General features: G+C 70.8%; 16 protein-coding genes. 9 read left to right on the top strand and 7 right to left on the bottom strand.

Annotation, left to right across the window (positions count from 1 at the left end; translation table 11 throughout):
* Nucleotides 1-112 precede the first annotated feature (112 nt).
* Entirely contained in the window at nucleotides 113-694 is a 582-nt protein-coding gene (locus tag JOD31_RS09815; protein WP_204950140.1) for a hypothetical protein, read from the top strand.
* Complete coding sequence (locus tag JOD31_RS09820) at nucleotides 691-1302, top strand: hypothetical protein (protein ID WP_204950141.1); 612 nt, start codon at nucleotides 691-693, stop codon at nucleotides 1300-1302. Before JOD31_RS09815 ends, JOD31_RS09820 begins: the two co-directional genes overlap by 4 nt.
* Nucleotides 1303-1342: 40 nt before the next feature.
* Here the strand turns inward: JOD31_RS09820 and JOD31_RS09825 are convergent, their stop codons facing one another.
* From JOD31_RS09825 to JOD31_RS09840, 4 genes are all read right to left on the bottom strand, one after another.
* Nucleotides 1343-2494: a hypothetical protein gene (locus JOD31_RS09825; RefSeq protein ID WP_204950142.1), complete on the bottom strand. Its 1152-nt coding sequence runs from the start codon at nucleotides 2492-2494 to the stop codon at nucleotides 1343-1345.
* 5 nt (nucleotides 2495-2499) lie between these two features.
* Nucleotides 2500-3894, bottom strand: coding sequence for an aminotransferase class I/II-fold pyridoxal phosphate-dependent enzyme (locus JOD31_RS09830; RefSeq protein ID WP_204950143.1), 1395 nt, complete (start codon nucleotides 3892-3894; stop codon nucleotides 2500-2502).
* Nucleotides 3891-11438 (bottom strand): type I polyketide synthase, encoded by a 7548-nt coding sequence (locus JOD31_RS09835; RefSeq protein WP_246482410.1) that lies wholly within the window; start codon nucleotides 11436-11438, stop codon nucleotides 3891-3893. The genes JOD31_RS09830 and JOD31_RS09835 overlap by 4 nt, the downstream gene beginning before the upstream one ends.
* A 509-nt stretch (nucleotides 11439-11947) precedes the next feature.
* A complete protein-coding gene (locus tag JOD31_RS09840; protein WP_210341393.1) occupies nucleotides 11948-12301 on the bottom strand; it encodes a hypothetical protein in 354 nt (117 codons plus the stop codon).
* A gap of 227 nt (nucleotides 12302-12528) precedes the next feature.
* Here JOD31_RS09840 and JOD31_RS09845 point away from each other — a divergent pair, with 227 nt between their 5' ends.
* Nucleotides 12529-13452 carry a DMT family transporter gene (locus JOD31_RS09845; protein ID WP_204950145.1) on the top strand — a complete coding sequence of 308 codons (924 nt, stop codon included), beginning with the start codon at nucleotides 12529-12531 and terminating at the stop codon, nucleotides 13450-13452.
* A gap of 111 nt (nucleotides 13453-13563) precedes the next feature.
* Here JOD31_RS09845 and JOD31_RS09850 read toward each other — a convergent pair whose 3' ends face one another.
* From JOD31_RS09850 to JOD31_RS09860, 3 genes are all read right to left on the bottom strand, one after another.
* Nucleotides 13564-15237 (bottom strand): formate--tetrahydrofolate ligase, encoded by a 1674-nt coding sequence (locus JOD31_RS09850; RefSeq protein WP_204950146.1) that lies wholly within the window; start codon nucleotides 15235-15237, stop codon nucleotides 13564-13566.
* Between the two features lie 145 nt (nucleotides 15238-15382).
* Entirely contained in the window at nucleotides 15383-15562 is a 180-nt protein-coding gene (locus tag JOD31_RS09855) for a hypothetical protein (RefSeq protein WP_204950147.1), read from the bottom strand.
* An 83-nt stretch (nucleotides 15563-15645) separates the two neighbouring features.
* Entirely contained in the window at nucleotides 15646-16110 is a 465-nt protein-coding gene (locus JOD31_RS09860; RefSeq protein ID WP_204950148.1) for a pilus assembly protein N-terminal domain-containing protein, read from the bottom strand.
* Nucleotides 16111-16514: 404 nt separating this feature from the next.
* Here JOD31_RS09860 and JOD31_RS09865 point away from each other — a divergent pair, with 404 nt between their 5' ends.
* From JOD31_RS09865 to JOD31_RS09890, 6 genes are all read left to right on the top strand, one after another.
* The gene (locus JOD31_RS09865; protein ID WP_204950149.1) at nucleotides 16515-16688 is read left to right on the top strand and encodes a Flp family type IVb pilin; all 174 of its coding nucleotides are present in this window, start codon (nucleotides 16515-16517) and stop codon (nucleotides 16686-16688) included.
* 247 nt (nucleotides 16689-16935) lie between these two features.
* A complete protein-coding gene (locus JOD31_RS09870; RefSeq protein ID WP_204950150.1) occupies nucleotides 16936-17436 on the top strand; it encodes an A24 family peptidase in 501 nt (166 codons plus the stop codon).
* Between the two features lie 151 nt (nucleotides 17437-17587).
* Complete coding sequence (gene cpaB, locus JOD31_RS09875) at nucleotides 17588-18379, top strand: Flp pilus assembly protein CpaB (RefSeq protein WP_204950151.1); 792 nt, start codon at nucleotides 17588-17590, stop codon at nucleotides 18377-18379.
* A 92-nt stretch (nucleotides 18380-18471) separates the two neighbouring features.
* Entirely contained in the window at nucleotides 18472-19908 is a 1437-nt protein-coding gene (locus JOD31_RS09880) for a type II and III secretion system protein family protein (protein ID WP_204950152.1), read from the top strand.
* Nucleotides 19909-19936: 28 nt separating this feature from the next.
* Nucleotides 19937-20674, top strand: a complete 738-nt coding sequence (locus JOD31_RS09885) for a CpaD family pilus assembly protein (RefSeq protein ID WP_204950153.1) — start codon at nucleotides 19937-19939, stop codon at nucleotides 20672-20674.
* A complete protein-coding gene (locus JOD31_RS09890) occupies nucleotides 20674-21951 on the top strand; it encodes a CpaE/TadZ family protein (protein WP_204950154.1) in 1278 nt (425 codons plus the stop codon). The genes JOD31_RS09885 and JOD31_RS09890 overlap by 1 nt, the downstream gene beginning before the upstream one ends.
* The last annotated feature ends 12 nt before the right edge of the window (nucleotides 21952-21963 follow it).

The following is a 21963-nucleotide window of genomic DNA, read 5'->3' on the forward strand; positions in this document are numbered from 1 at the left end:
TGCGCCGCCGACGCATGGCTCCGCAACGTGGGGTTGACGGCGGGCGGCCGGTTGGGGCGTCATCAGGCTGCGGCTGGCGGAACGTCCGTCCGGCCTTGCGCGGGGGCGTGGGGTGACGCGGTTTCTGGTGGGGTTCGTTCTGGCGCTGCTCGGCGCCGGGTCCGGTCCGGCGTGGGCGCAGGCCCTGCGCGAGCCGATCTCGGGCTTTTCAATCGTGAAGCCGGATGGGTGGCTAATCGGGACCGAACGCAGGTCTCTGACCCTGGCCGAAGCGCAGGCGCTGATGAACCGACGGCAGGTCGGAACCGCGGTGATCTTCACCAAGCGCGATCCGGCCTACCCGGTTTTTGCGCCGCGGGTGGTGGTGCGCACGATTCCCGGTCGAGGCTCGCCGGCCTTGCTCGACGACTGGCGCGACAACGGCGTGGCGATGTTTATGGACATGCGGAACGCGACCGTCGTGCGTAAGGCTTCATCGGCCGCGCTCGGGGGGCGGCCGGCCGTGACCTACCGGATTCATCGCCTCGTGGCCCGCGGCGGCGAAACCCTGCGGATCGTCGAGGACTACTGGACCGTTCCGGCCGGCAAGGGCTCGCTGGTGGTCACGACCATGAGGCTCGCCAACGACGTCAACGACCCGCGCCCCGCCTTCAAAGCCGTCCTCGGCACAGCGAGTTGGGGGCCGCGTCCATGACCAACCTCGGCAGGCTGACATTCTTCTTCGCCATTCTGGCGCTTGTCGTCGCCGCGCGGCCGGCGTCGGCGGAGGTCCTGCGCGACGAGGCGACCGGCGTGACCTTTTCGGTTCCGAAGGGGTGGTTCGTCGCCCAGGCCGCGGACATGCTCGATCCGCGCGACGTTGAGTTCGGCACGGCGCAGTTCCAGAGCGCTGTTCGAAACTACCGCGGGCCGAAGCCTCAAGCGGTGCTGAAGTACAAGGAGCCGTATCCGGACCTGAACCCGAGCGTGCAGTTCCAGACGTTTCCCAAGCCGGCTCCCGACATCAGCGAGACCGACTTTCTCAGTGCTGCGATCGTTGCGCTGCGGATGAACCTCAATCAGGCGGCGATCATCAAGCCCGTCTCGGTGGTCAAGCTCTCGGGCCGCAAGGCGGCGCACTGCGTTTTCGATTACGTCCTGACCTACGCTGGCCAGACGATCCCCGTCCGGGCGGAAATCTGGATCGCCGAGGCTTCCGGCCGGATGGTCCTTCTGAAGACGGCCGCGAAGCGGGACGATGCGAAGGCGCTGAAGGAGCTTCGGTCCGTCGCAAGCCGCATCGCGTTCACGAGCGCGCGCTAGACCGAGAACGATCGGTTGTCGCGCCGGGGAACGCGCCGGCCTAAAGCTCTTTCCCGTAGAGCCGCCAGGTCTTGGTGTGCGTGGCGGGGAGGCTGGCGACGAGATTGATGACCGAACGGTTCTCCTCGAGCATCCAGCTCACCTCCATGCGCTCGACCTTGGCCGCCTGCGCCTTCTCCACGGCGTCGGCGAGCAGCGAGGCGGCGGCCATCGCGCCGACGCGGGTGCCGCGCCAGGCCCGGCGGACGCCGATGACGGGCACGCGCACGCGCTTGGTGCCGGCCACCTTCAGCCGCCACAGCATGCGCGCCCAGCCGAAGGGGAACAGCTTGCCGCCGAGCCCGTGGATCGCCTCGTTCACGTCCGGCGCCATGGCGAGCACGCCGATCGGCTCGTCCTTCCAGGTCACGATCGTCGTCCAGTCGCGCGGCAGCAGCGGCTGCGCCAGCTCGGCGAGGAAGCTCGCTTCGGCGTCCGAGACCGGCACGGCGCCCCAGTTGCCGGACCAACCGTCGTTGTAAATGGCGTTGAGGGTCGCCACCGCCTCGCGGCCGACGGCGCTGCGGATGACGAGGTCCTTGGAGCCGGCCCAGCGCGCGCGGGCGCGCTTGACCCGGCCCGGCAGCGGACTGCCTGCGACTGGACCTTCGTAGCCGATGAGATCCTTGATCCCGACGAACCCAAGCCGCTCCAGCTGCCGCGCGTAGTAGCGCGGGGCGTAGTTGGTGTGGGTGGTCGAGGGCGTGTCGTGGCCCTCCACCAGCAGGCCGCACTCATGGTTGATCGAGGCGCTGAACGGTCCGGTCATCCGCGTCAGGCCGCGTTCGCGCAGGAAGGCGGCGGCGGTCGCGAACAGCGCGTCCCAGACCGCGTCGTCGTCGATCGCCTCGAGGAAGCCGAAGTGGCCGGCGCCGTCCTTGTGGATCGCCAGATGGGCGTGGTCCTTGACCGCGTAGATCCGTCCGACGGGTTGTCCGTCGCGAAAGGCGGTCCAGGCGCGGCCGTCGTTGTCGCGGGCGAACGGCGTGTTGCCCGGCGTGATGGTGAGGTTGAGCTCGTGCAGCAGCGGCGGCGAGAACGCCGGGTCGCCGCCCTGCGCCGCCAGTCCCGCCCGCCAGAACGGCGTGACGTCGCGACGCGACTCGACCGGGCGGACCGCGATCGGGGAGCGATGGGTCGGGGATGGGGTCAAGGGCGTCAGGCCGGCCGCGTCGCCTTGGCGAGCGCCGCCGCCATCTTGATGCCGAAGCCGGCCTCGGCGAGCTTGGCGTGCTCGTCGGCGGTCACGGCGACGGCCTCGTCGATGTGGGCGGGCTCATGCTCGCTGGTGAAGAAGAAGCGCAGCCGGGCCGAACGCTCGGGCACGGCGGGGTGGATGATCGGCAGCGCGTTCACGCCGCGCTCCAGCAGCCGGTTCGCGAGATGCACGGCGCGCAGGCTGTCGCCCACCATGACCGGCGAGATCGCGAAGCCGGCGCTGGCGCCGACGTCGAGGCCCGCGGCCTTGGCCTTCTCCACGAAGCGCTGGCCGATCGCGCGCAGCTTCGTCACCCGCTCCGGCTCGCGCTCCAGCACGTCGAGCGAGGCAATGGCGGCGCCCGCGACCGGCGGCGGCATACCGACGGAGTAGACGAAGCCGGGCGCGGAGAACTTCAGATAGTCGCAGAGCGCGGCGGAGCCGGCGATGTAGCCGCCGCAGCCCGAGAGCGTCTTGGACAGCGTGCCCATCCAGATGTCGATCTCGTTGGGGTCGACGCCGGCCTCTTCCGCGATGCCGCGGCCGGTCTTGCCCAGCACGCCGAGCGAATGGGCCTCGTCCACCATCAGCCAGAAGCCGAACCGCTCCCGCAGCGCGACGAGGCGCTTCAGGTCCGGAAAATCGCCGTCCATGCTGTAGAGGCCCTCGACGACGACGAGCACCCGCGCGTGGCCATGGGCGTGCGCGATCAGCATTTCCTCGAGCGCGTCGAGATCGTTGTGAGGAAACAGCCGCCGGGTCGCGCCGGACAGGGTCGCGCCCACCACGATCGAGTTGTGGGCAAGGCTGTCGTAGAGCACCAGGTCGCCCTGGCGCATGAGGTGGCCGATCGCCGAGACGTTGGTGGCGTGGCCGCTGACGAAGCACACCGCGGCCTCGACGCCGATGAAGCGCGCGATGCGGCCTTCGAGCTCCTGGTGGATCGGGCGTTCGCCCGCCACCAGCCGGCTCGCCGACACCGACGTGCCGTAGCGGTCGATCGCGGCCTTGGCGGCGGCGCTGACCTCGGGGTGGCCGTTCAGGCCGAGGTAGTTGTAGGAGGCGAAGTTCAGGATGGTGCGGCCGTCGATGTGGGTGGTCGCGCCCGCGCGGTCGTCGTGCACGCGGAAGAACGGCGTGCCGACGCCGATCAGCTCCGCGACCGCCTGCTGGGTGCGGATGTCCTTCAGCTCCGGCAGGTCCTGGAACCGGAGCTGGGCCTTCCGCGCCCGTTTCGCCCGCGGCGCCGGAGCCTCCGCGGAGCCGTCCTTCTTCGGGGCGGACTGCCTCAGCGCGCTGAGCAGTCCGTCCTTCGCCGAGCGCGACAGCGCGCCCACGCCACGCCGCTCGCTCATCCGGTCACCCGGCCGATCGCCGACCGGCGCTCCTCCACCGCCGCGCCGAAGGCCGCGAGGTCCTCGATCGCGACGTCGTCGGAGATGTGGCGGTTCACGAGGTCCGCGTTCACCGCCGCGCTTTCGGCGCCGCCGTCCGGCTCGTGGATGCGCGAGACGATCGACTGGGCGATCGTCGTCAGGGTCGTGGAGTCGCCGATCGCGACGAGCGGCAGTTCGATGTCGAAGCGTCGCTCGACGCTCATGCGCAGCTCAAGGCCCATCAGCGAGTCCATTCCCAGCTCGGCCAGCGGGCGCTGGGCCGAGATTTCCTTCGCCGGCAGCTTCAGGATGCGGGCCACCTCGCCGGCGAGGATCTCCGACACCACGTCGCGCGCCTCGCGGGCGTCCTTGCCGCGCACAAGCGCCGCGAGGTCGATCTGCTCCACCGTGTCCTGCGGCCCGAGCTCGGCGCCAGCCAGCACTTCGGCGAAGGTCGGCGCCGCAAGGAAGGCGAGGTCGCGCCGCGCCGCCGCCCAGTCGATCGGGGCGATGGCGACGACCGCCGTCTCCGGCCGCGGGTCGTTGCGCGCCAGCACGGTCCCGAGCCCTTCCAGCGCCTCCGCGCCGGAGAGCGTGGCGTGGCCGAGCCGCCGCTGGATCTTCTCCTTCACCTCGCCGGTGCGGGCGAGATAGCCGACGTCGCCGAGCGCGCCCCAGGCGATTGCGAGCCCCGGCTTGCCCGCCGCGCGGCGCCGGCGCACGAGCGCCTCCAGCCAGGCGTTGGCCGCGACGTAGTTGGCCTGGCCCGGGTTGCCGATGACGGTGGTTGCGGAGGAGTAGACCACGAACTGGCCGAGCGGATCGCTCGCCGTCAGCCGGTCGAGCGCCGCGGCGCCGTCGATCTTTGGCCGCAGCACGGCTTCGAAGCGCGTGGCGTCGAGGTTCGCGAGCAGCGAATCCTCCAGCACCATGGCGACGTGCCAGGCGCCGCCGATGGGCCCGAGCGTCGCGCGGGTGTCGTCGAGCGCCTTCGCGAGGGCCGTCTCGTCGGCCGCGTCGCAGGCGAACACCTTCACCTCCGCGCCCGCCGCCTTCAGCCGTGCGACGCCGGCCTTGGCGTGCTCGCCCTTCGCGCCGGACCGGCCGATGAGCGCGAGCTTGGTCGCGCCCTTGGCCACCAGCCACTCCGCGGTGGCGAGACCGAAGCCGCCGAGGCCGCCGACCAGCACATGCGCGCCTTCGGCCGCCTGGAACGACGCGGTCTCCGGGACGCTCAGCGCCTCGGGCGCCTGCGGCCGCACCACGATCTTTCCGATGTGCCCGGACTGCTGCATCAGCCGGAACGCGTCGCGCACCTCCGTCGCCCCGAAGGCGCGGTAGGGCAGCGGCGAGAACACGCCCTTCGCGAACAGCTTCAGCACGTCGCGGAACAGCTTCTGGCCGAGATCCTTGCGGTGGACCAGCAGCTGGTCGGCGTCGATGCCGAAGTAGGCGATATTGCGCCGGAACGGACGCAGGCCGACGCGGCTGTTGGCGTAGTAGTCGCGCTTGCCGAGTTCGAGGAAGCGGCCGAAAGGCTTCAGCGTCTGGAGGCTGCGCTCCATCGCCTCGCCGAACAGCGAGTTCAGCACCACGTCGACGCCCTCGCCGCCGGTGAGGCGCCGGGCCTCGTCGACGAAGTCGAGGTTGCGGCTGGACAGCACGTGGCGGGCGCCGAGCGCGCGCAGCAGGTCGCGCTTCTCGTCGGAGCCGGCGGTCGCGATGACCTTGGCCCCGCGCCAGAGCGCGATCTGGAGCGCGGCGAGACCGACGCCGCCGGCGCCGCCGTGGATCAGCACCCACTCGCCGCGCTTGATGCGGGCAAGTTCGACCAGCGCGTAATAGGCGGTGAGGAAGCAGACCGGGATGGTCGCGCCTTCCTCGAAGGCCAGCCCCTCGGGCAGCGGGGCGACCGCGATCTCGGGCACGGTGACGTGGCTCGCGAAGGCGCCGGAGGCGAAGGTGACCACGCGGTCGCCGGCCGCGAAGGCGGTGACGCCCGCGCCGACCGAGGTGACGACGCCCGAGCACTCGATGCCGAGGCCGGGGCCGGCGAAGCCGTCCTCCAGCGCCTCTTCGGGCAGCAGGCCGAGCGCCCACATCACGTCGCGGAAGTTCAGGCCGACCGCGGCGACGTCGATCGCGACTTCGCCGGCCTGGGGCGCCATGACGGGCGCGGGGCGCCACGCGACGTCGTCCAGGCCGCCTTCGCGGCCGGTGTCGAGCTGCGCGCGGACGGGCGTCGCGCTCGCAGCCCTGACGGGCGCGGGCGGCAGGCCGTGGCGCAGCCGCGGCGCGCGCACGCCGCCCGCCGAGATCTCGATCTCGACGTCGGCGCGGGGAACGGCGATTTCAGCGGCGACGGCGCGGGAGGACGCGTCCGCCCCGAGCGCCGGATCAACGTCGATCAGCCGGATGTCCTGGCCCCGGAACTCGTTGCGCACGACGCGCAGGAAGCCGGCGAGCGCCGCCTGGTCGGTGCGGCCGCCGCTGTCCAGCGTCCAGCCGAGCGCCCCGGGCGCGACGATCCACAGCCGCGCTTCGGCTGCGGCCGCGGCGCGGACGAGGCCGAGCAGGCGGCCGGAGCGCGCGGTCGCGGTCGCGGAATCGTCCGGACCCGCCGCGTCGAACACGGCGACGAGGTCGGGCTTCGGCGCCGACTTGGCCACCTTGCCGAGGCCGAGGTCGAGGACGTCGCCCCAGTCGGCGGCGGGCTCGTCCGCGATCCGCGCGACCTTGCGGCCCGCGCCCGCGAGCGCCTCCGACAGGCCCGCGGCCAAGGCGCCGTCGGCGGTCTCGGCGAACAGGACGACCGGGCCCGCGGCGACGGTCTCTTCCGCCTCCGCGGCGCGGGGCGCGCGGGTGGCGACGGCGAGCGTGGTGGGCGCGCGGGCGCCGGCGACGGGCGCGAAGGCGTGGTCGGTCAGCCGGGCGTCCGCGAAGTCCGCAGCCCAGTCCTCCGGCGCGCGGGCCGCGCCGACCGGGAAGGCGTCGGCGGCCGACCGGTCGAACCACGAGGGGTCGAGGCCGAGCGTGACGTCGAGGAAGGGCGCGGGTTCGACAGCCGCGAGCAGCAGGCGTCCGCCGTCGGCGAGCGCCGCAGCGACGCGGCGGACCGCGTCGTGGTCATGCAGCGCGGCTCCCCAGCCGACGGCGCCGACGACGAGGTCGAAGCGCCCCGGAGCGTCCGCGTCAGAGCCGGGATCGAAGGCGGCCACCGTGACGCCGGGCGCCCCGGCGAAAGCGAAGCGCAGACGCTCCGCGGCGGTGGCGTCGGGGTCGGTCACGGCGAGGGTCACGCGCGGGTCGCCGCCGAGCGGCAGCAGGCGACGGGTGAGCGCGCCGGCGCCGGCGCCGAGCTCGAGGATGCGGAGCGGCCGGTCGGCCGGCCAGCCCGCGAGCGTGTCGGCCGCAAGCGCAGCCACAGCCTCGACGCCCGCCGCGACGAGCGGCGCGCCTCCGGCGAGATGGGCGAGGGTGGAGGCGCCGAAGGGCGCGCCGGCGCCCGGGCCCTGCTTCAGCGTCTTCGGCAGCAAGGAGAGCGCGCGGGTGGCGAGCGTCACCTCGGCGCTGCGGTCGGGATGGTCGGCCAGCACCGTGCGGGCGATGTCGACCGCCGAGGGCAGGCCGGTGGCGGCGGCGAGCGTCCAGGTCTCGCCGTCGAGCGTGGCGTGGCCGCGCTCCTCGAGGATCGCGAGCAGACGGTTGGCGAGGCGGACCGAGCCCGCGGCCAGACGCTTGCGGGCGACCAGCGCGGCGACGGCGCCGCTGCGGGCGCGGCCGAAGATCGCGACCAGAGCCTCATGGGAAAGTGCGACAGCGAAAGCTTCCAGCAGCAGGTCGTCGTCCGCCCGGTCGTCCGCGTCGCCAGCGAGGCCGAGCGCCTTGGCGCGGGCGACGATGGCCGCGGCCTCGGGCGCCGGCGGCGTTTCGCCGTTGAGCGGCGCGCCGATCAGCGCCGGGGCCGGATGGTACGACAGCCGCTCGAGCGGCGTGCGCCGCGCGAGCGTGACCGCCCGGAAGCGGGCGTCGGTCAGGGTCGCGACGATCTCGCCGTCGACGCCGAACACGGTGAAGGTCGCGTCGATCGAACGCGGGCTGAAGCGACGGATGCGGATCTCCGCGCCGCCGATCGCGGCGCCGGGCTTCATCAGCCGCAGCGCGCCGAAGCGCATCGGCAGGTAGGTCACGTCCGGCCGGTCGCCATGCTCGCCGAACAGCGTCAGCAGGCCATGGAAGCAGGCGTCGAAGTCGGCCGGGTGCAGGCCGTAGCGGTCGTCCCGCGCGCCGGCGCGGTCGGCCTCAGGCTTCAGCGTGACGCGGATCGCGTGCGGCGCGGGCCGGTCGACCCGCTCGACGGCGCGGAAGGCCGGGCCGAAGCCGAGACCGTGGATCTCGGAGCGGGCGTAGATCTCGGCCGAGGTGAAGCTCGGGCCGTCGCCGGAGACGGGCTCCGGCGTCGGGATCACCTTGGTCGGCGTCGGCGCGACGCGCCCGCTGGCGTGCAGGATCCAGTCGTCGGAGCGCAGGCGCGGGCGGCTGAGGATCTCGACGGTGCGGCTCTCCGGCGAAATGCGGGTGCGCACCTCCGTCAACGACTCGGAATCGAGCGTCAGCGCATGCGGGATCTCGAAGTCCGAGAGCTCGACCGTCGGCGTCTTCAGCCAGGCGCGGCCGGCGGCGAGCGCCATCTCGGCAAGCGCCGCGGCCGGCACCACCACGCGGCCGCCGACCTTATGGTCGGCGAGCAGCGGCGCGACGAGCGGGTCGAGGTGGGTGGTCCACTGGTCGCTGTCGACCTTGAGCCGCGTGCCGATCAGCGGATGCTGGTCGTAGCCGTGGTAGATGCCCTGCCCTTCGCCGGTGACGGAAACCGCGAAGCGCGCGTTCTGCCAGGGGTAGGTCGGCAGCTTCGCGGCGGGGCCGCCGAGCCGTCCGAAGGCGAGGTCGCGGTCGACGCGGCCGCCCTTGGCGATCACGCGCGACAGCGTGCGGCGCACCGGGTCGTGGTCGCCGGGGCCATGGTCGTCGCACGACAGCGCGCCGCCCTGGACCTCTTCGGCCGCGAGCACGTCGGAAATGTAGGTCTGCAGCACCGGCCGGGGGCCGATCTCGACGAAAATCCGGGCGCCGAGCTCGGCGGCGGCCGTGACGGCGGCGGAAAACAGCACTGGCTGGCGGACGTTGTCCCACCAGTAGTCGGCGCCGAGGGCCGAACCCTCGACCAGCGCGCCGGTCACGCTCGACACGAAGGCGCGCCGCGTCGCGCGCGGCTTCAAGCCCTTGAGGTCGGCGAGCAGCGGGGCGCGCACGCCCTCGATCAGGCCGGTGTGGAAGGGATAGTCGATGTCGAGCACGCGCACTGCGATGCGCTTGCCCTTGGCGAAACGCTGCAGGTCGCGGATCTCGGCCTCGGGGCCGGAGACGGTGATCGAGCGGAAGCTGTTGACGGCGGCGATCTCGACGCCCTCGAAGCCGCCCTCGTCGAGCAGCGCCTGCACCTCGTCGGCCGGCGACAGCACGGCCGCCATCGCGCCGGCCTTCCAGGCGATCTCCTGGTGCAGGCTGCGCGAATGCACGACCTCCGCCGCCTGCTCCAGCGTCAGCGCGCCGGACGCGTAGGCCGCGGCGACCTCGCCCACGGAATGACCGAGCACGACGTCCGGCGTCACGCCGACGGCGCCCAGCGCCGCAGTGGTGGCGACCTGGACCGCGAACAGCAGCGGCTGGGCGAACTCGGCCCGGCGCAGCTTGTCCGCGAGATCCTCGGCGAACAGCGCCTCGCGCAGCGACCAGCCGGCGACCTTGCCGAACGCCGCGTCGACCTCGTCGAGGCTGGTGCGGAACGCGCGGTCCTGGGCGTGGAGCTTGCGCCCCATGCCGGCCCACTGCGAGCCGTTGCCCGAGAAGGCGAAGGCGACAGGCGCCTCGCGGCCGACCGCCTGGTCCGCCGCGGCGCCTGCGACCTCGCCGGTTTCGGCGAAGGCGGCGAGCGTCGCGGCCCAGCTCTGGGCGTCGTCGCTTTCGAGCACAAGGCGGCGGGGCAGCAGGTCGCGCGTCGCAGCCACGCTGGTGGCGATGCGCCGGGCTTCCGCCGCGTCCGCGCCGTCGAGCGACTTGGCGTAGGCGCCGGCGAGCGCCGACAGCGCCTCGCGCGACCGCGCGGAGAGGGCCAGAACCGGCGCAGTCGCCGAGGTCTGGGCCGGCCGCGGCCCGGCGTGGCCGAGACGGTCCTCGGGCGTCGGGTCGTAGACCACCACGTGCGCGTTGGTGCCGCCGAAGCCGAAGGAGTTCACCCCGGAGTACCGCGCCAGGGCGCCGCGCGGCAGCGGCGTCAGCTCGGTCGCGACCGTGAGGTTGAGCTCGTCGAACGGGATGTCGGGGTTCAGCTCCTCGAGGTGGAGCGAGGCCGGGAGCAGGTCATTCTCGAGCGCGAGATCGACCTTGAGCAGGCCGACGAGACCCGAGGCCGGCTCGAGATGGCCGACATTGGTCTTGACCGAGCCGATCGGCAGCGGACCGACGGTGCGGCCCTTGAAGGCGCGGCCCACGGCGCTCGCCTCGGCCGGGTCGCCGACGCGGGTGCCGGTGCCGTGCGCCTCGATGAAGGCGAGGCGATCGGGGTGGACGCCGGCGTCAGAGTAGAGCCGCTCCAGCAGCGCCACCTGCGCGTCGGACGACGGCAGCGACATGCCGACGGTGCGGCCGTCGGAGTTCACGCCGGAGGCCGCGATCATCAGGCGCATCGGGCGATGGGCGGCGCGGGCGACGTCGGCGCGCTCGATCACCACGGCGACGCCGCCTTCGGCCCGCACGTAGCCGTCCGCGCCGGCGTCGAAGGCGCGGCAGCGGCCGCGCGGCGACAGCATGGTCGCCTGGGCGAAGGAGATGAACGGGAACGGGCTGCCGAGAATGCTGACGCCGAGCACGACCGCGCGCTCGATCCGGCCGGAGCGCAGCGCGACGATCGCTTCGTTCAGCGCGACCAGCGACGACGAGCAGGCCGTGTCGATGGTGAAGCTCGGCCCGTGCAGGTCATAGACGTAGGAGATGCGGTTCGAGACGATCGACAGCGTGTTGCCGGTCGCGAAATAGGGGTCGGCCGAGGCGGTGTCGAAGATGACGCGGTTGCCGTAGTCCAGCGCGGAGGCGCCGACGAACACGCCGGTCTCGCTGCCAGCGATGCTCGAGGGCGGAATCCCGGCGTCCTCGAGCGCCTCCCAGACCAGCTGCAGGCCGAGGCGCTGCTGCGGATCCATCTGCTCGGCCTCGCGCGGCGAGATGCCGAAGGCGGCCGGATCGAAGCCGAACACGTCGTCCAGCACGCCGGCCGCGAAGGTGTAGCTCTTGCCCGGCTCGCCCTTGCGGGGGTGCAGGTAGCGCGCGTGGCTCCAGCGATCCTCGCCGATCTCCGTGACGGCGCAACGCCCCTCGGCCAGCAGGTTCCAGAACGAGGGGACGTCGTTGGCGCCCGGAAGACGACACGACCGTCCGACGACGGCCAGCGACAAGGGAGCTTTCATGACAGGGCCTGCGCGCGAGCGTCACGAAAACGCCGTCCGGGGACGCTCGGCCGTGACCAAACCGTCACATAGCCGCGCGGGCGGCGCGTCGTGGAAAGGGACGAAAGCACGGGAACGTCGCGGGCGATGTGAAGCAAATCAGGTCCGATATAAGCGGTGAACGTGGCCGTAAGGGTCATGACGCGGTGCAACATAACCCGTCGCGAGACGATCGCCCAACCCCTGTTCCAGCGCCGCGTGGCCGTGTTGGCCGCCTCGGTGGTCCTGAATGCGTGTTGCGCAGGCGTTCCCCGCCCCATGCGTCCTCTCGCGGTGTCGCGCCGTCGTTCACGGTGTCGTGCCGAAGCGGACCCTACACGACTTTCGACGCGTTCGCCTATGGCCTCGTCATGGATCGCGACGGCATGGCGGTCAGGCGTCCTGTCTATGCCCATGGGCGTATCGTGGCCTTTGCCGCCATGCGGATCCGAAGACGGCGGGACCGCCGAGGCCTTTTTGTAGGGGCGACGTCAGAGGCCCTTGCGCGAGAGCCGCCGGGCGTTGGCGCGCACCATGCGCGACGCAGGCCGCATCGCCGCTTCGCTCGCGGCGACCATCAGGCCGGCCGCGGCGATCGGATCCTGCGCGCCGGCCATCGCCGTCATGACCTTCGTCGCCGCCAGACCGCCTTCGAAGGCGGCGGACAGCTTCTCGGCGACCATGCGCTGCGCCTCCGCCAGACCGGCCGCGGATGGCGATCCCGCCTCCTGAACCATCTGCGTCACCCTGTGGGCCATCACGACGCCGGCGAAGGGGCCCATGGCGGCGAAGCCGCCGGCGAGCGCCGCCTGCCTGCGCCACAACTCGAAAAGCTTGGGGGTCATGGACTGCACCGGGTCACGCGAGCGTCGGGAGCGGCCAGGGGTTTGGCCGGCTCGTCGCCGCGGGTAAGAACATTAGTGTGCGATCCGAACAGGTCCATGCGTCTTTCGGTTCCATGCCCTGGCGGGGGTCTGGCCCCGCGACCGCGCAGGCCACCGCGCATTGACCCTCCGGCGAGCCCGGGCGATACGCGGAAACCCTGAGAAACAACGGCGCGGAGGCGCGAGACGTGAGCGCTTCCGGACCGACGGGTCTCCGGCCGTTCGACCGGCCCTATCTGCTGCTGTCGCTGGCCTCGCTGTTCTGGGCGGGGAACATCGTCCTCGGGCGGTTCATAGCGGATCACATCCCGCCGGTGGCGCTGACCTGGACGCGATGGGTCGGGGCCTTCGTCCTGCTCGCGGTGATCGCGCGCCGCGATCTCGTCCGCGATCTGCCGGCGCTGCGGAGCCGCTGGCGCCAGCTGGTCGGGCTGTCGGCTCTCGGCGTGGCGGGCTACACCGTGCTGGCCTACTGGGCGCTGCATTACACGCAGGCGCTGAACGCGCTCCTCGCCCAGTCCGTCACGCCGCTGGTGATCGCGATCTGGAGCTTCGCGCTGTACCGCGACGCGCTGACGCCGCGGCAAGCCGTCGGAGTCGTGGTCTCGCTCGCGGGCGTCGCGACGATCGTGACGCGCGGCGACCTCGGGGCGCTGGCCCGCATCGACGTCAACCTCGGCGACCTGATCTTCATGGTCGCGATCGCGCTCTACGCGCTCTATTCGACGCTTCTGCGCGAGAAGCCCAAGGTCGCCCAGACCTCGCTCCTCACGGCCCTGATGGCTCTCGCCGCCATCCTGCTGACGCCGGCGTTGCTGTGGGAGATCGCGCAGGGGCGGACGATGTCGTTCGACGCGGTCTCCGCCGCCTCGCTCGCCTACGTCATCGTCTTCCCCTCGACGCTCGGCTACCTCTTCTACAACCGCGGCGTGGAGCTGATCGGCGCGAACCGGGCCGGGCCGTTCTTCCACCTCATCCCGCTGTTCGGGGCGGCGCTCGCCATCCTGCTGCTGGGCGAACGCCCGCAGGCCTTTCACGCGGTCGGCTTCGCGCTGGTGCTCGCCGGGGTGTGGACGGCGGCGCGGAGCGCGGCCGCCGCGCCGTCAAGCTGAGGGCGCCAGCCCTTCAGGGCGCCGCCCCCCCGCATGAAAAAGCCCCGGCGATCGCGCGCGACCGCCGGGCTTTTTTGCTGGTTCGGGTCGCGCCCGACCCGCGGTCGAACGTCAGGCGATGCCGTCGATCACGCCGTCGTCGAGCAGGCGCATGTTGACCGAGGCCGGGACCTTCGGCAGGCCCGGCATGGTCATCAGCTCGCCGCAGATCACCACGATGAAGCCGGCGCCGGCGGACAGCCGCACCTCGCGGATCGGCAGCGTGTGGCCGGTCGGCGCGCCGATGGCGGTCGGATCGGACGAGAACGAGCTCTGGGTCTTCGCCATGCAGACCGGGAAGGAGCCGTAGCCGGCGGCCTCCCACTCCTTGAGCTGCTTCTTGATGGCCGCGCTCGCGGTCACTTTGTCCGCCCGGTAGAGCTTCTTGGCGATGGTCTCGACCTTCTCCAGCAGCGGAACCTCGTCGCCGTAGAGGAACTCGAAGTTCGCCTTCTCGCGCTCGACCAGGTCGACCAGCGTGCGGGCGAGCTCCTCGGCTCCGGCGCCGCCCTCCGCCCAGTGCTTGCAGAGCACGGCGTCGACGCCGAAGTCCGCCTTCACGCGCCGCTTCAGCGTCTCGACCTCGGCGTCGGTGTCGGAGACGAAGTGGTTGATCGCGACCACGACCGGCAGGCCGAAGCTCTTCATGTTCTCGATGTGGCGGCCGAGGTTGGCGAGGCCGGCCTCGAGCGCCGCGACGTTCTCGGAGGTGAGCTCCGACTTCGCCACGCCGCCGTGCATCTTGAGCGCGCGGATGGTGGCGACGATCACCACCGCGTCCGGCGAGATGCCGGACTTGCGGCACTTGATGTCGAGGAACTTCTCGGCGCCCAGGTCCGCGCCGAAGCCCGCTTCCGTCACCGTCCAGTCGGCGAGCGCGAGGCCCGTCGTGGTGGCGATGACCGAGTTGCAGCCGTGCGCGATGTTGGCGAAGGGGCCGCCGTGGATGAAGGCCGGCGTGCCCTCGATCGACTGCACCAGGTTCGGCCGCAGCGCGTCGCGCAGCAGCACGCAGATCGCGCCCTCGGCGGCGACGTCCTTGGCGGTGATCGGCTTCTTGTCCGGGGTGTAGGCCACGACGATGCGGCCGATCCGCTCCTCGAGGTCCTTCAGGTCGTTCGCCAGGCAGAAGATCGCCATGATCTCGGAGGCGACCGTGATGTCGAAGCCGGCCTCGCGGGTGTAGCCGTTGGCCGGGGCGCCGACGCCCGAGATGATGCTGCGCAGCGTGCGGTCGTTCATGTCGATCACGCGGCGGAAGACGATACGGCGCGGATCGATGTTGAGCGGGTTGCCCCAGTAGAGCGAGTTGTCGACCAGCGCGGCGAGCAGGTTGTTCGCCGAGGTGATCGCGTGGAAGTCGCCGGTGAAGTGCAGGTTGATCTGCTCCATCGGCAGCACCTGGGCCCAGCCGCCGCCGGCGGCGCCGCCCTTCACGCCGAACACCGGCCCGAGCGAGGGCTCGCGCAGGCACACCACGGCCTTCTGGCCGATGCGGTTCAGCGCGTCGCCGAGGCCGACGGTGGTCGTGGTCTTGCCCTCGCCCGCGGGCGTCGGGTTGATCGCGGTGACCAGCACGAGCTTGGCGTCCGGCTTCTTCGGCAGGCCGGCGATGAAGCGGTCGTCGATCTTGGCGATCGTCTTGCCGTGCAGATGCAGGGCGTCTTCCGGAATGCCGACCTTGGCCGCGATCTCGACGATCGGCTTGAGTTCGACGGAACGGGCGATCTCGATGTCGGTCGGCATAGCGGCTCCGGCTGACGTGGCAGGAAGGAGACCGGCCGCCAAGCCGAGCCCCTTGATGATGGGGCGCTTTTGTCACCTTTCGGGGCGTGGTTCGCAACCGTGTCCGAGAACCGCAGACGAAGGTCTTATGCGGGTTGAAGACGCGTCAGACGCCGCCGACGAGTCGCGCCAGCCCGTCGGCCGCGGCGACGAAAGCGCTTTCCAGCATGGCGAGCGTGATCGCGAGCAGGGGCAGCGCAAGCGCCGCAAGCTCGGCGCCTCGCGTGCGGCGGACTTGGCGGACGGGGAAACCCGGACCTGAGCCGTGGTCGAGCCTGGACGGCATGGCTTCGAGCGTCCTTGCGCGCATGCGGCCGCCGAAGGGCGGGCTGTCAGACAGCGGTCCGTCCTTGACCTCGGCTTAACCTGTCACTCGGCCTTGACGCCCGCGGACATGCCCGAACGCTTCGCGATCTGGGACGCCGTCGCCGAGAAGCTTTCGTCGCTGTCGCCGACCGCAAGCACCGGCTCGCAACGGGGCGTGCAGGCGAGGCTTTCCCGCTTGCCGCCGCGCTGGACGACGATCGTGCCGTCCTGCGCGCGCCCGACGTGCACCAGCGTTTCGCTGAGCACGTCGCCCGCGCCGTCGAGCAGCATGATGTTGGTGGTGCCGAAGCTCTTGCCGGTGATGACCAGCACGCCGTTCCGCTGGCTGGTGGCGTCGGCGATCAAGGGATTGCCGACGATGACGGTCGCGGTGCCTTCCGGCGACCGGATCACGCTGGCGCGGTCCACCGTCACCTCGATCGCGTCGTTCGCGGCGCCCGCCGGGGCGGCGACGAGCATAAGGCCGCAGGCGGCGGCGATGCGGCGGGCGGCCATCCGGGCGCTCATGACGTCGTTTCCCCAACGTTCGATGGCGTCAGGAAAGCGGAATTGGGTGAACGAAGTCCTAACCTGCTCGCGAGCGACCCCCGGCTTGCGCAGCCTGTCCGCCGCCTCAACCTCTGATCTCACGCGCGTGGCGCGACGTTGCTGTCTCTGAGCCGCGCGGGGAGCGCGCCCAACCATCGACGGCAAGGTTATTTCTTGATTTTCATCTGACGTTAATTACGATCTTTTGCGCAACGATGCTTTAACCGTGAGTGCGTTCAATTTGATTTACCTCGAAGTTGCTTTGGCGGTTAACTCAATTTCAACTCACAGGTGGTTTAGTCAGGACGTTCCGGCGCACCGACGACGACGTGAGGACGCGGGACAGGGACAGTCGCAACCTCCGTAGACCAGGAGTCTTCGCCATGAACATCTTCAAGCGTTTCGCCAAGGACGAGTCCGGCGCCACCGCCATCGAGTACGGCCTGATCGCCGTCGGCATCGCCGTAGCGATCATTCTGGTCACCCAGGAAATTGGCACTAATCTTGTGACCAAGTTCGGAGAGATCAGGGATGGTCTGGCGGGCTCGGGCAGCTAAAGCCCTCTAGCTCCGCCCGGTCGTGCGCCGGCGAGCGCCGGCCCGGACCAACCGCCGATCCCGGCTTCAGGCCGGGGCGGCGGTTTCGTCGTTTTTTAGAGCGTGATCGGCTTCAATGGATCACGCACCATTCCCCGGATAAACTGGGGCATGACACGCGCGTTGATTAAGGCAAGGTCCGAGTTTCCGGCCTACGCCGCATGCGAAGTTCCGCCGACGCCCGCGGCGGTCCCAGATGAGGCCTCCGATGTTCGAGACGATGGTGATCGTGGTCCTGCCGGCGCTGATCGCCGTCGCGGCGGTCTCCGACCTCATGACGCTGACCATTCCGAACCGGCTGGTGCTCGCGCTGGTCGCGGCCTTCGCCGTCGCGGCGCCGCTCGGCCACCTCGGCCTGCAGGAAGTCGGTCTGCATCTCGTCGCGGGCGCGCTGACGCTCGCGATCGGGATGGCGCTCTTTATCCCCGGCTGGATCGGCGGCGGCGACGCCAAGCTCGCCGCCGCCGTGGCGCTGTGGCTGGGCTTCGATCCCCTGCTGTCCTGGTTCGTGTCGTTCGCCCTGTTTGGCGGCGCGCTGACCGCGGCCGTGATGTTGTATCGCCGCGCGCCGATGCCGCTGCCGTTCGAGCGCGTCGGCTTTCTCAGCCGCCTGCACTCGCCGCGCGAAGGCGTGCCCTACGGGATCGCGCTGGCCGCGGGCGCGCTCGTGCTTCTGCCAAGCACGGCATGGTTCGCCTCGATCGGCTGACAAGGTCATCCGGATGATGAGCGGCTGTTAACCTGATCCATGGGCTTAAAGACGCTCTGTTAACCACGAATTGACGATTGGCTGGTTGAATCCTCGGGAACGACGCTCGCCCCGCGATTAGCGGCGCCGAGCCGCTCATGGGGATCGCCTGATGAAAGCCGCTCGCCTCGTGGTGCTTGGCATCGCGCTCGTCGCCGGGCTCGGGGCCGCGATGCTCGCCGGGGGCGGCGGGGACGCGCCGCCGGCGCCGGTCGCGGACGCCACGCCGCTGAACACGGTCGACGTCCTGGTCGCCGCGGCCGACATCCCGCTCGGCTCGGTCGTGAAGACGGAGGACGTGCGCTGGCAGGCCTGGCCGCAGGAGGCGGCCAACGCGCAGTTCCTGCAGAAACCGACGACCCCGCAGGCGATCGAAACCACGACGGGCTCGATCGCGCGCTCGCCCTTCGTCGCCGGCGAGCCGATCCGCGCCGACAAGCTGATCAAGGGCAACGGCTCCGGCTACATGGCCGCGATCCTGCCGGCGGGCATGCGCGCGATCTCCATCGAGATCTCGCCCGAGACCGGCGCCGGCGGCTTCATCCTTCCGAACGACCGCGTCGACGTGATCCTCACCCGTCGCCAGCAGGGCGCGAACGGCCGGGACGAGACCTACTCCGAGACGATCGGCGCCAATGTCCGCGTCCTGGCGATCGACCAGGCGGTCGAGGACAAGGACGGCCAGCGCGTGGTCGTCGGCAAGACCGCGACGCTCGAGCTCAGCCCGGTCCAGACCGAACAGCTCGCGCTCAGCCGTCAGCTCGGCACGCTTTCGCTCGCCCTGCGCTCCCTCGCCGACTCCGGCCCGAGCCCGAGCGACGGCGCCGCCTCCGATCTCAACAAGCGCGGCGGCGGCCTGACCATCGTCCGCTTCGGCGTGGCGAGCCAGGGGGGCGCCCGGTGATCGACCGTCGCGCACCGCAGAGTCCTCCGCCTTCGAGCCTTCCGCCACGCTTAGGCGACGCCACCCCTTCCAGCGCCAGGATCCGACGCGCCATGACCGCCAGCCTGAGCGTCCTCCTCTCGACCACGGTTCGGCTTCGCCGAGGTCTTCGCGCTACGCTCATCGCGACCGCGGCCGTCTCCCTCGCCACGGGTCCCGCAGCCCTCGCCGCCGATCCCGGCTACTACGCCGAGGCCCAGCCGGGCGGTCAGGGCGACCGCGTCGATCTCGGCATCGGCAAGTCCTTCGTAGTCACCCTGCCGCGCGACGCCAAGGAGGTGTTCGTGGCCGACCCGTCGGTCGCGAACGCTGTCGTCCGTTCGGCCCGCAAGGCCTATCTGATCGGGGCCGGCCCCGGGCAGACCGACGTGATGTTCCTCGACGCGGAAGGCCGCGAGATCGCGGCGTACGAGGTCTCGGTGTCGCGTGACGTCGGGTCCATCCGCTCCTCGATCGGCCGCTCGCTCGGCGGCGCCGGGAACATCCGGGTCGAAGGCGTCGGCGACGGCGTCGTGGTGACGGGTTCGGTGAAGTCCGCGCAGGAGGCGCAGACCGCCGTCGACATCGCCGCCGGCTACATGTCCGACCCGAAGAAGGTCGTGAACGCGCTCAAGATCGAGGGCCAGGATCAGGTTCTGCTCAAGGTCAAGATCGTCGAGATGCAGCGCGACGTCGTTAAGCAGCTGGGCGTCAATTACGACCTTAACGGCCTCAGCATCGGCAGCGCCGTGCTGAGCGGCGCGACCAACTTCGGCTTCCCCGCGACCAATGACGCTCCGAACAACAGCGGGACCATCACGAACGGCAAAGGGACGGCCGCTGCGACCATCAGCGCGCTGGAACGAAATGGCGTCTCGAAGACGCTCGCCGAGCCGACCCTGACCGCGATTTCCGGTGAGAGCGCTAAGTTCCTTGTGGGCGGCGAGTTTCCGATCGTCACCGGTTATGACCGGGAAGACAACCGCGCCAGCATCGAATTCAAGCAGTTCGGCGTCGGCCTCAACTTCACGCCGATCGTGCTTTCGGGTGGTCGTATCAGCCTCAGGATCGCGACCGAGGTCAGCGAGATCGACTCTTCAGCTTCCGTGCAACTTGGCGGCGGGTTCGTTGTTCCTGGCCTGAAGGTGCGGCGCGCCGACTCGACCGTCGAAATGCCGTCCGGGGGCTCGCTTGTCCTCGCCGGCCTCATTCGGCAGCAGAACAGCAGGGCGGCCGAGGGGCTTCCGGGTCTGATGAAGCTCCCGGTTCTCGGCGCATTGTTCCGCTCGAACGACTTCAAGCGCAACGAGACGGAACTCGCGATCATCGTCACGCCCTACCTGGCGAAATCGACCGCGCCCACGAAGCTGGCCTCGCCCGACGACGGGTTCGCCGAACCGACCGACGAGTCCAACCTCCTCCTCGGCCGGCTGAACCGCCTCTACGGGATTCCCGGCAGGATCGACCCCTCCACTGTGAGCCACCGCCGCAGCGGCTTCATCATCGATTGAGCGTGAGTCGCGCAACGGAGCGCAGCAGATGACCTTTTCCCACGCTTCCTTCGTCCGCGCCGTGAGGCTCGCCTGCCTCGGCGCCGCCGCCGCAGCGCTCGCCGGCTGCCATGCCGACCGGATCGTCGGCGACGACTACCCGCAGACCTACCAGCAGCGGCATCCCATCGTGCTCGCGGAGGGCGAGGCCAAGCTCGACCTGCCGGTGGGCGCCACGCGGGAGGGCCTGACGCAGCGCCAGAAGGAAGACATTCGCGCCTTCGCCGCGGACTGGCGCAGGAACGGACGCGGCCCGATCGCCATCCTCTCGCCGCGCGGCGGAGCGAGCGACGCGGCCGCGGCCTACGCCCTGCCCGCCGTGCGCACCACGCTCGCAGCGGCGGGCGTGCCGGCGACGGCCGTGCTCAGCCAGCGCTACACCGCCGAGGCGCCGGATCACTTCGCGCCGCTCCGGCTCGGCTACGTCAAGCTGAAGGCGGAGGTTCCGCATCCCTGCGGTCTCTGGCCCGACGACCTCGGCCACGGCGGCGGCGATTTCCGCGGCGCGACGCAGAATCGCGACTACTGGAACTTCGGCTGCGCCACGCAGCAGAACCTCGCCGCGCAGGTCGCCGATCCGGAAGACCTCGCGCGGCCGCGGGCCGAGACCCCGGTCTATGCGGCGCGCCGCCAGACCGTGATCCAGAAGCATCGCGCCGGCGAGGACACGACGACGACGTACAAGCAGGAAGATACGGACATCAGCGGCATCGGGAGCGCGAAGTGATGACCAAGCTCGCCTCGCACCCGGGCTCTCATCTCGACGAACCCGCCGCCCCGCCCGTCGACATCATCGCGCCGCTTCCGCGCGTCTCGATCCAGGCGTTCTGCGAGACGCCCGAGATCGCGCGTCTCGTCGAGCACGCCGCGACCGACCGGCGGATGGAGAAGGCGCACGTCAAGGTGCAGATGGGCGGCGGCCTCGCCGCGGCCGAAGCCTACAAGAACGCGCCCACGCCCAACGTCGTCGTCATCGAGGGCGACGCCCATCGCGAACGTCTGCTCGACATCCTCCACCGCCTGTCCGACGTGTGCGATCCCGGCACCAAGGTGGTCGTCATCGGGCAGGTGAACGATGTGCTGCTCTACCGCGAGCTCATGCGGCAGGGCGTCAGCGACTATCTCGTGCCGCCCTTCGACGTGGTCGACCTGGTGCGCTCGCTGTCGGAAATCTTCCGCGCGCCGGGCGCCGACCCCGTGGGCCGCACCGTCGCCTTCGTCGGCGCCAAGGGCGGCGTGGGCTCCTCGACCATCGCGCACAACGTGTCCTGGGCGATCGCGCGCCAGATCAAGCTCGACAGCGTCGTGGTCGATCTCGACCTCGCCTTCGGCACCGCGGGGCTGAACTTCAACCAGGACCCGCCGCAGGGCGTCGCCGAGGTGGTGTTCGCCCCCGACCGGCTCGACGCGGCGCTGGTCGACCGCCTGCTGTCGAAGTGCACGGAGCAGCTCTCGCTGCTTGCGGCGCCGGCGACGCTCGACCGGGTCTACGACTTCCATGAGGACGTGTTCGACCCGCTGCTGGACATTCTCAGGGCGAACGTGCCCTGCGCGGTGCTCGACGTGCCGCACATCTGGACCGCCTGGTCGAAGCGCGCTCTGATCGCCGCCGACGAGGTCGCGATCGTGGCGACGCCGGATCTCGCGAACCTTCGCAACGCGAAGAACCTGATCGATCTGCTGAAGGCCGCGCGTCCGAACGACGGTCCGCCGCGGCTGATCCTCAATCAGGTCGGGGTTCCGAAACGCGCGGAGATCAAGCCGCAGGATTTCGCGAAGGCGCTCGACCTCGAGCCGGCGGCGATCGTGCCGTTCGATCCGCAGCTGTTCGGGACGGCGGCCAACAACGGCCAGATGCTGGCCGAGACCGCAGCCGGCCACAAGACCAACGAGATGTTCGTCGAACTCGCGAAGCGCCTGACGGGCAGGACGGAGGCCCGCAAGGTCAACCGCTCGCTGCTGGAGCCGCTGATGGCCCGGATCAATCGGAAGAAAGCCGGCTGAGCCGGGGGGATC

Origin of the sequence: Methylopila capsulata, from assembly GCF_016907975.1 — a bacterium.
GTDB lineage: Bacteria > Pseudomonadota > Alphaproteobacteria > Rhizobiales > Methylopilaceae > Methylopila > Methylopila capsulata.

Excerpts from the sequence above, each read along its gene's own strand:
- JOD31_RS09820 (WP_204950141.1), top strand. The coding sequence starts at position 691 with ATGACCAACCTCGGCAGGCTGACATTCTTCTTCGCCATTCTGGCGCTT.
- JOD31_RS09830 (WP_204950143.1), bottom strand. The coding sequence starts at position 3,894 with ATGAGCGAGCGGCGTGGCGTGGGCGCGCTGTCGCGCTCGGCGAAGGAC.
- JOD31_RS09835 (WP_246482410.1), bottom strand. The coding sequence starts at position 11,438 with ATGAAAGCTCCCTTGTCGCTGGCCGTCGTCGGACGGTCGTGTCGTCTT.
- JOD31_RS09840 (WP_210341393.1), bottom strand. The coding sequence starts at position 12,301 with ATGACCCCCAAGCTTTTCGAGTTGTGGCGCAGGCAGGCGGCGCTCGCC.
- JOD31_RS09850 (WP_204950146.1), bottom strand. The coding sequence starts at position 15,237 with ATGCCGACCGACATCGAGATCGCCCGTTCCGTCGAACTCAAGCCGATC.
- JOD31_RS09855 (WP_204950147.1), bottom strand. The coding sequence starts at position 15,562 with ATGCCGTCCAGGCTCGACCACGGCTCAGGTCCGGGTTTCCCCGTCCGC.
- JOD31_RS09860 (WP_204950148.1), bottom strand. The coding sequence starts at position 16,110 with ATGAGCGCCCGGATGGCCGCCCGCCGCATCGCCGCCGCCTGCGGCCTT.
- JOD31_RS09865 (WP_204950149.1), top strand. The coding sequence starts at position 16,515 with ATGAACATCTTCAAGCGTTTCGCCAAGGACGAGTCCGGCGCCACCGCC.
- JOD31_RS09870 (WP_204950150.1), top strand. The coding sequence starts at position 16,936 with ATGTTCGAGACGATGGTGATCGTGGTCCTGCCGGCGCTGATCGCCGTC.
- cpaB (WP_204950151.1), top strand. The coding sequence starts at position 17,588 with ATGAAAGCCGCTCGCCTCGTGGTGCTTGGCATCGCGCTCGTCGCCGGG.
- JOD31_RS09880 (WP_204950152.1), top strand. The coding sequence starts at position 18,472 with ATGACCGCCAGCCTGAGCGTCCTCCTCTCGACCACGGTTCGGCTTCGC.
- JOD31_RS09885 (WP_204950153.1), top strand. The coding sequence starts at position 19,937 with ATGACCTTTTCCCACGCTTCCTTCGTCCGCGCCGTGAGGCTCGCCTGC.
- JOD31_RS09890 (WP_204950154.1), top strand. The coding sequence starts at position 20,674 with ATGACCAAGCTCGCCTCGCACCCGGGCTCTCATCTCGACGAACCCGCC.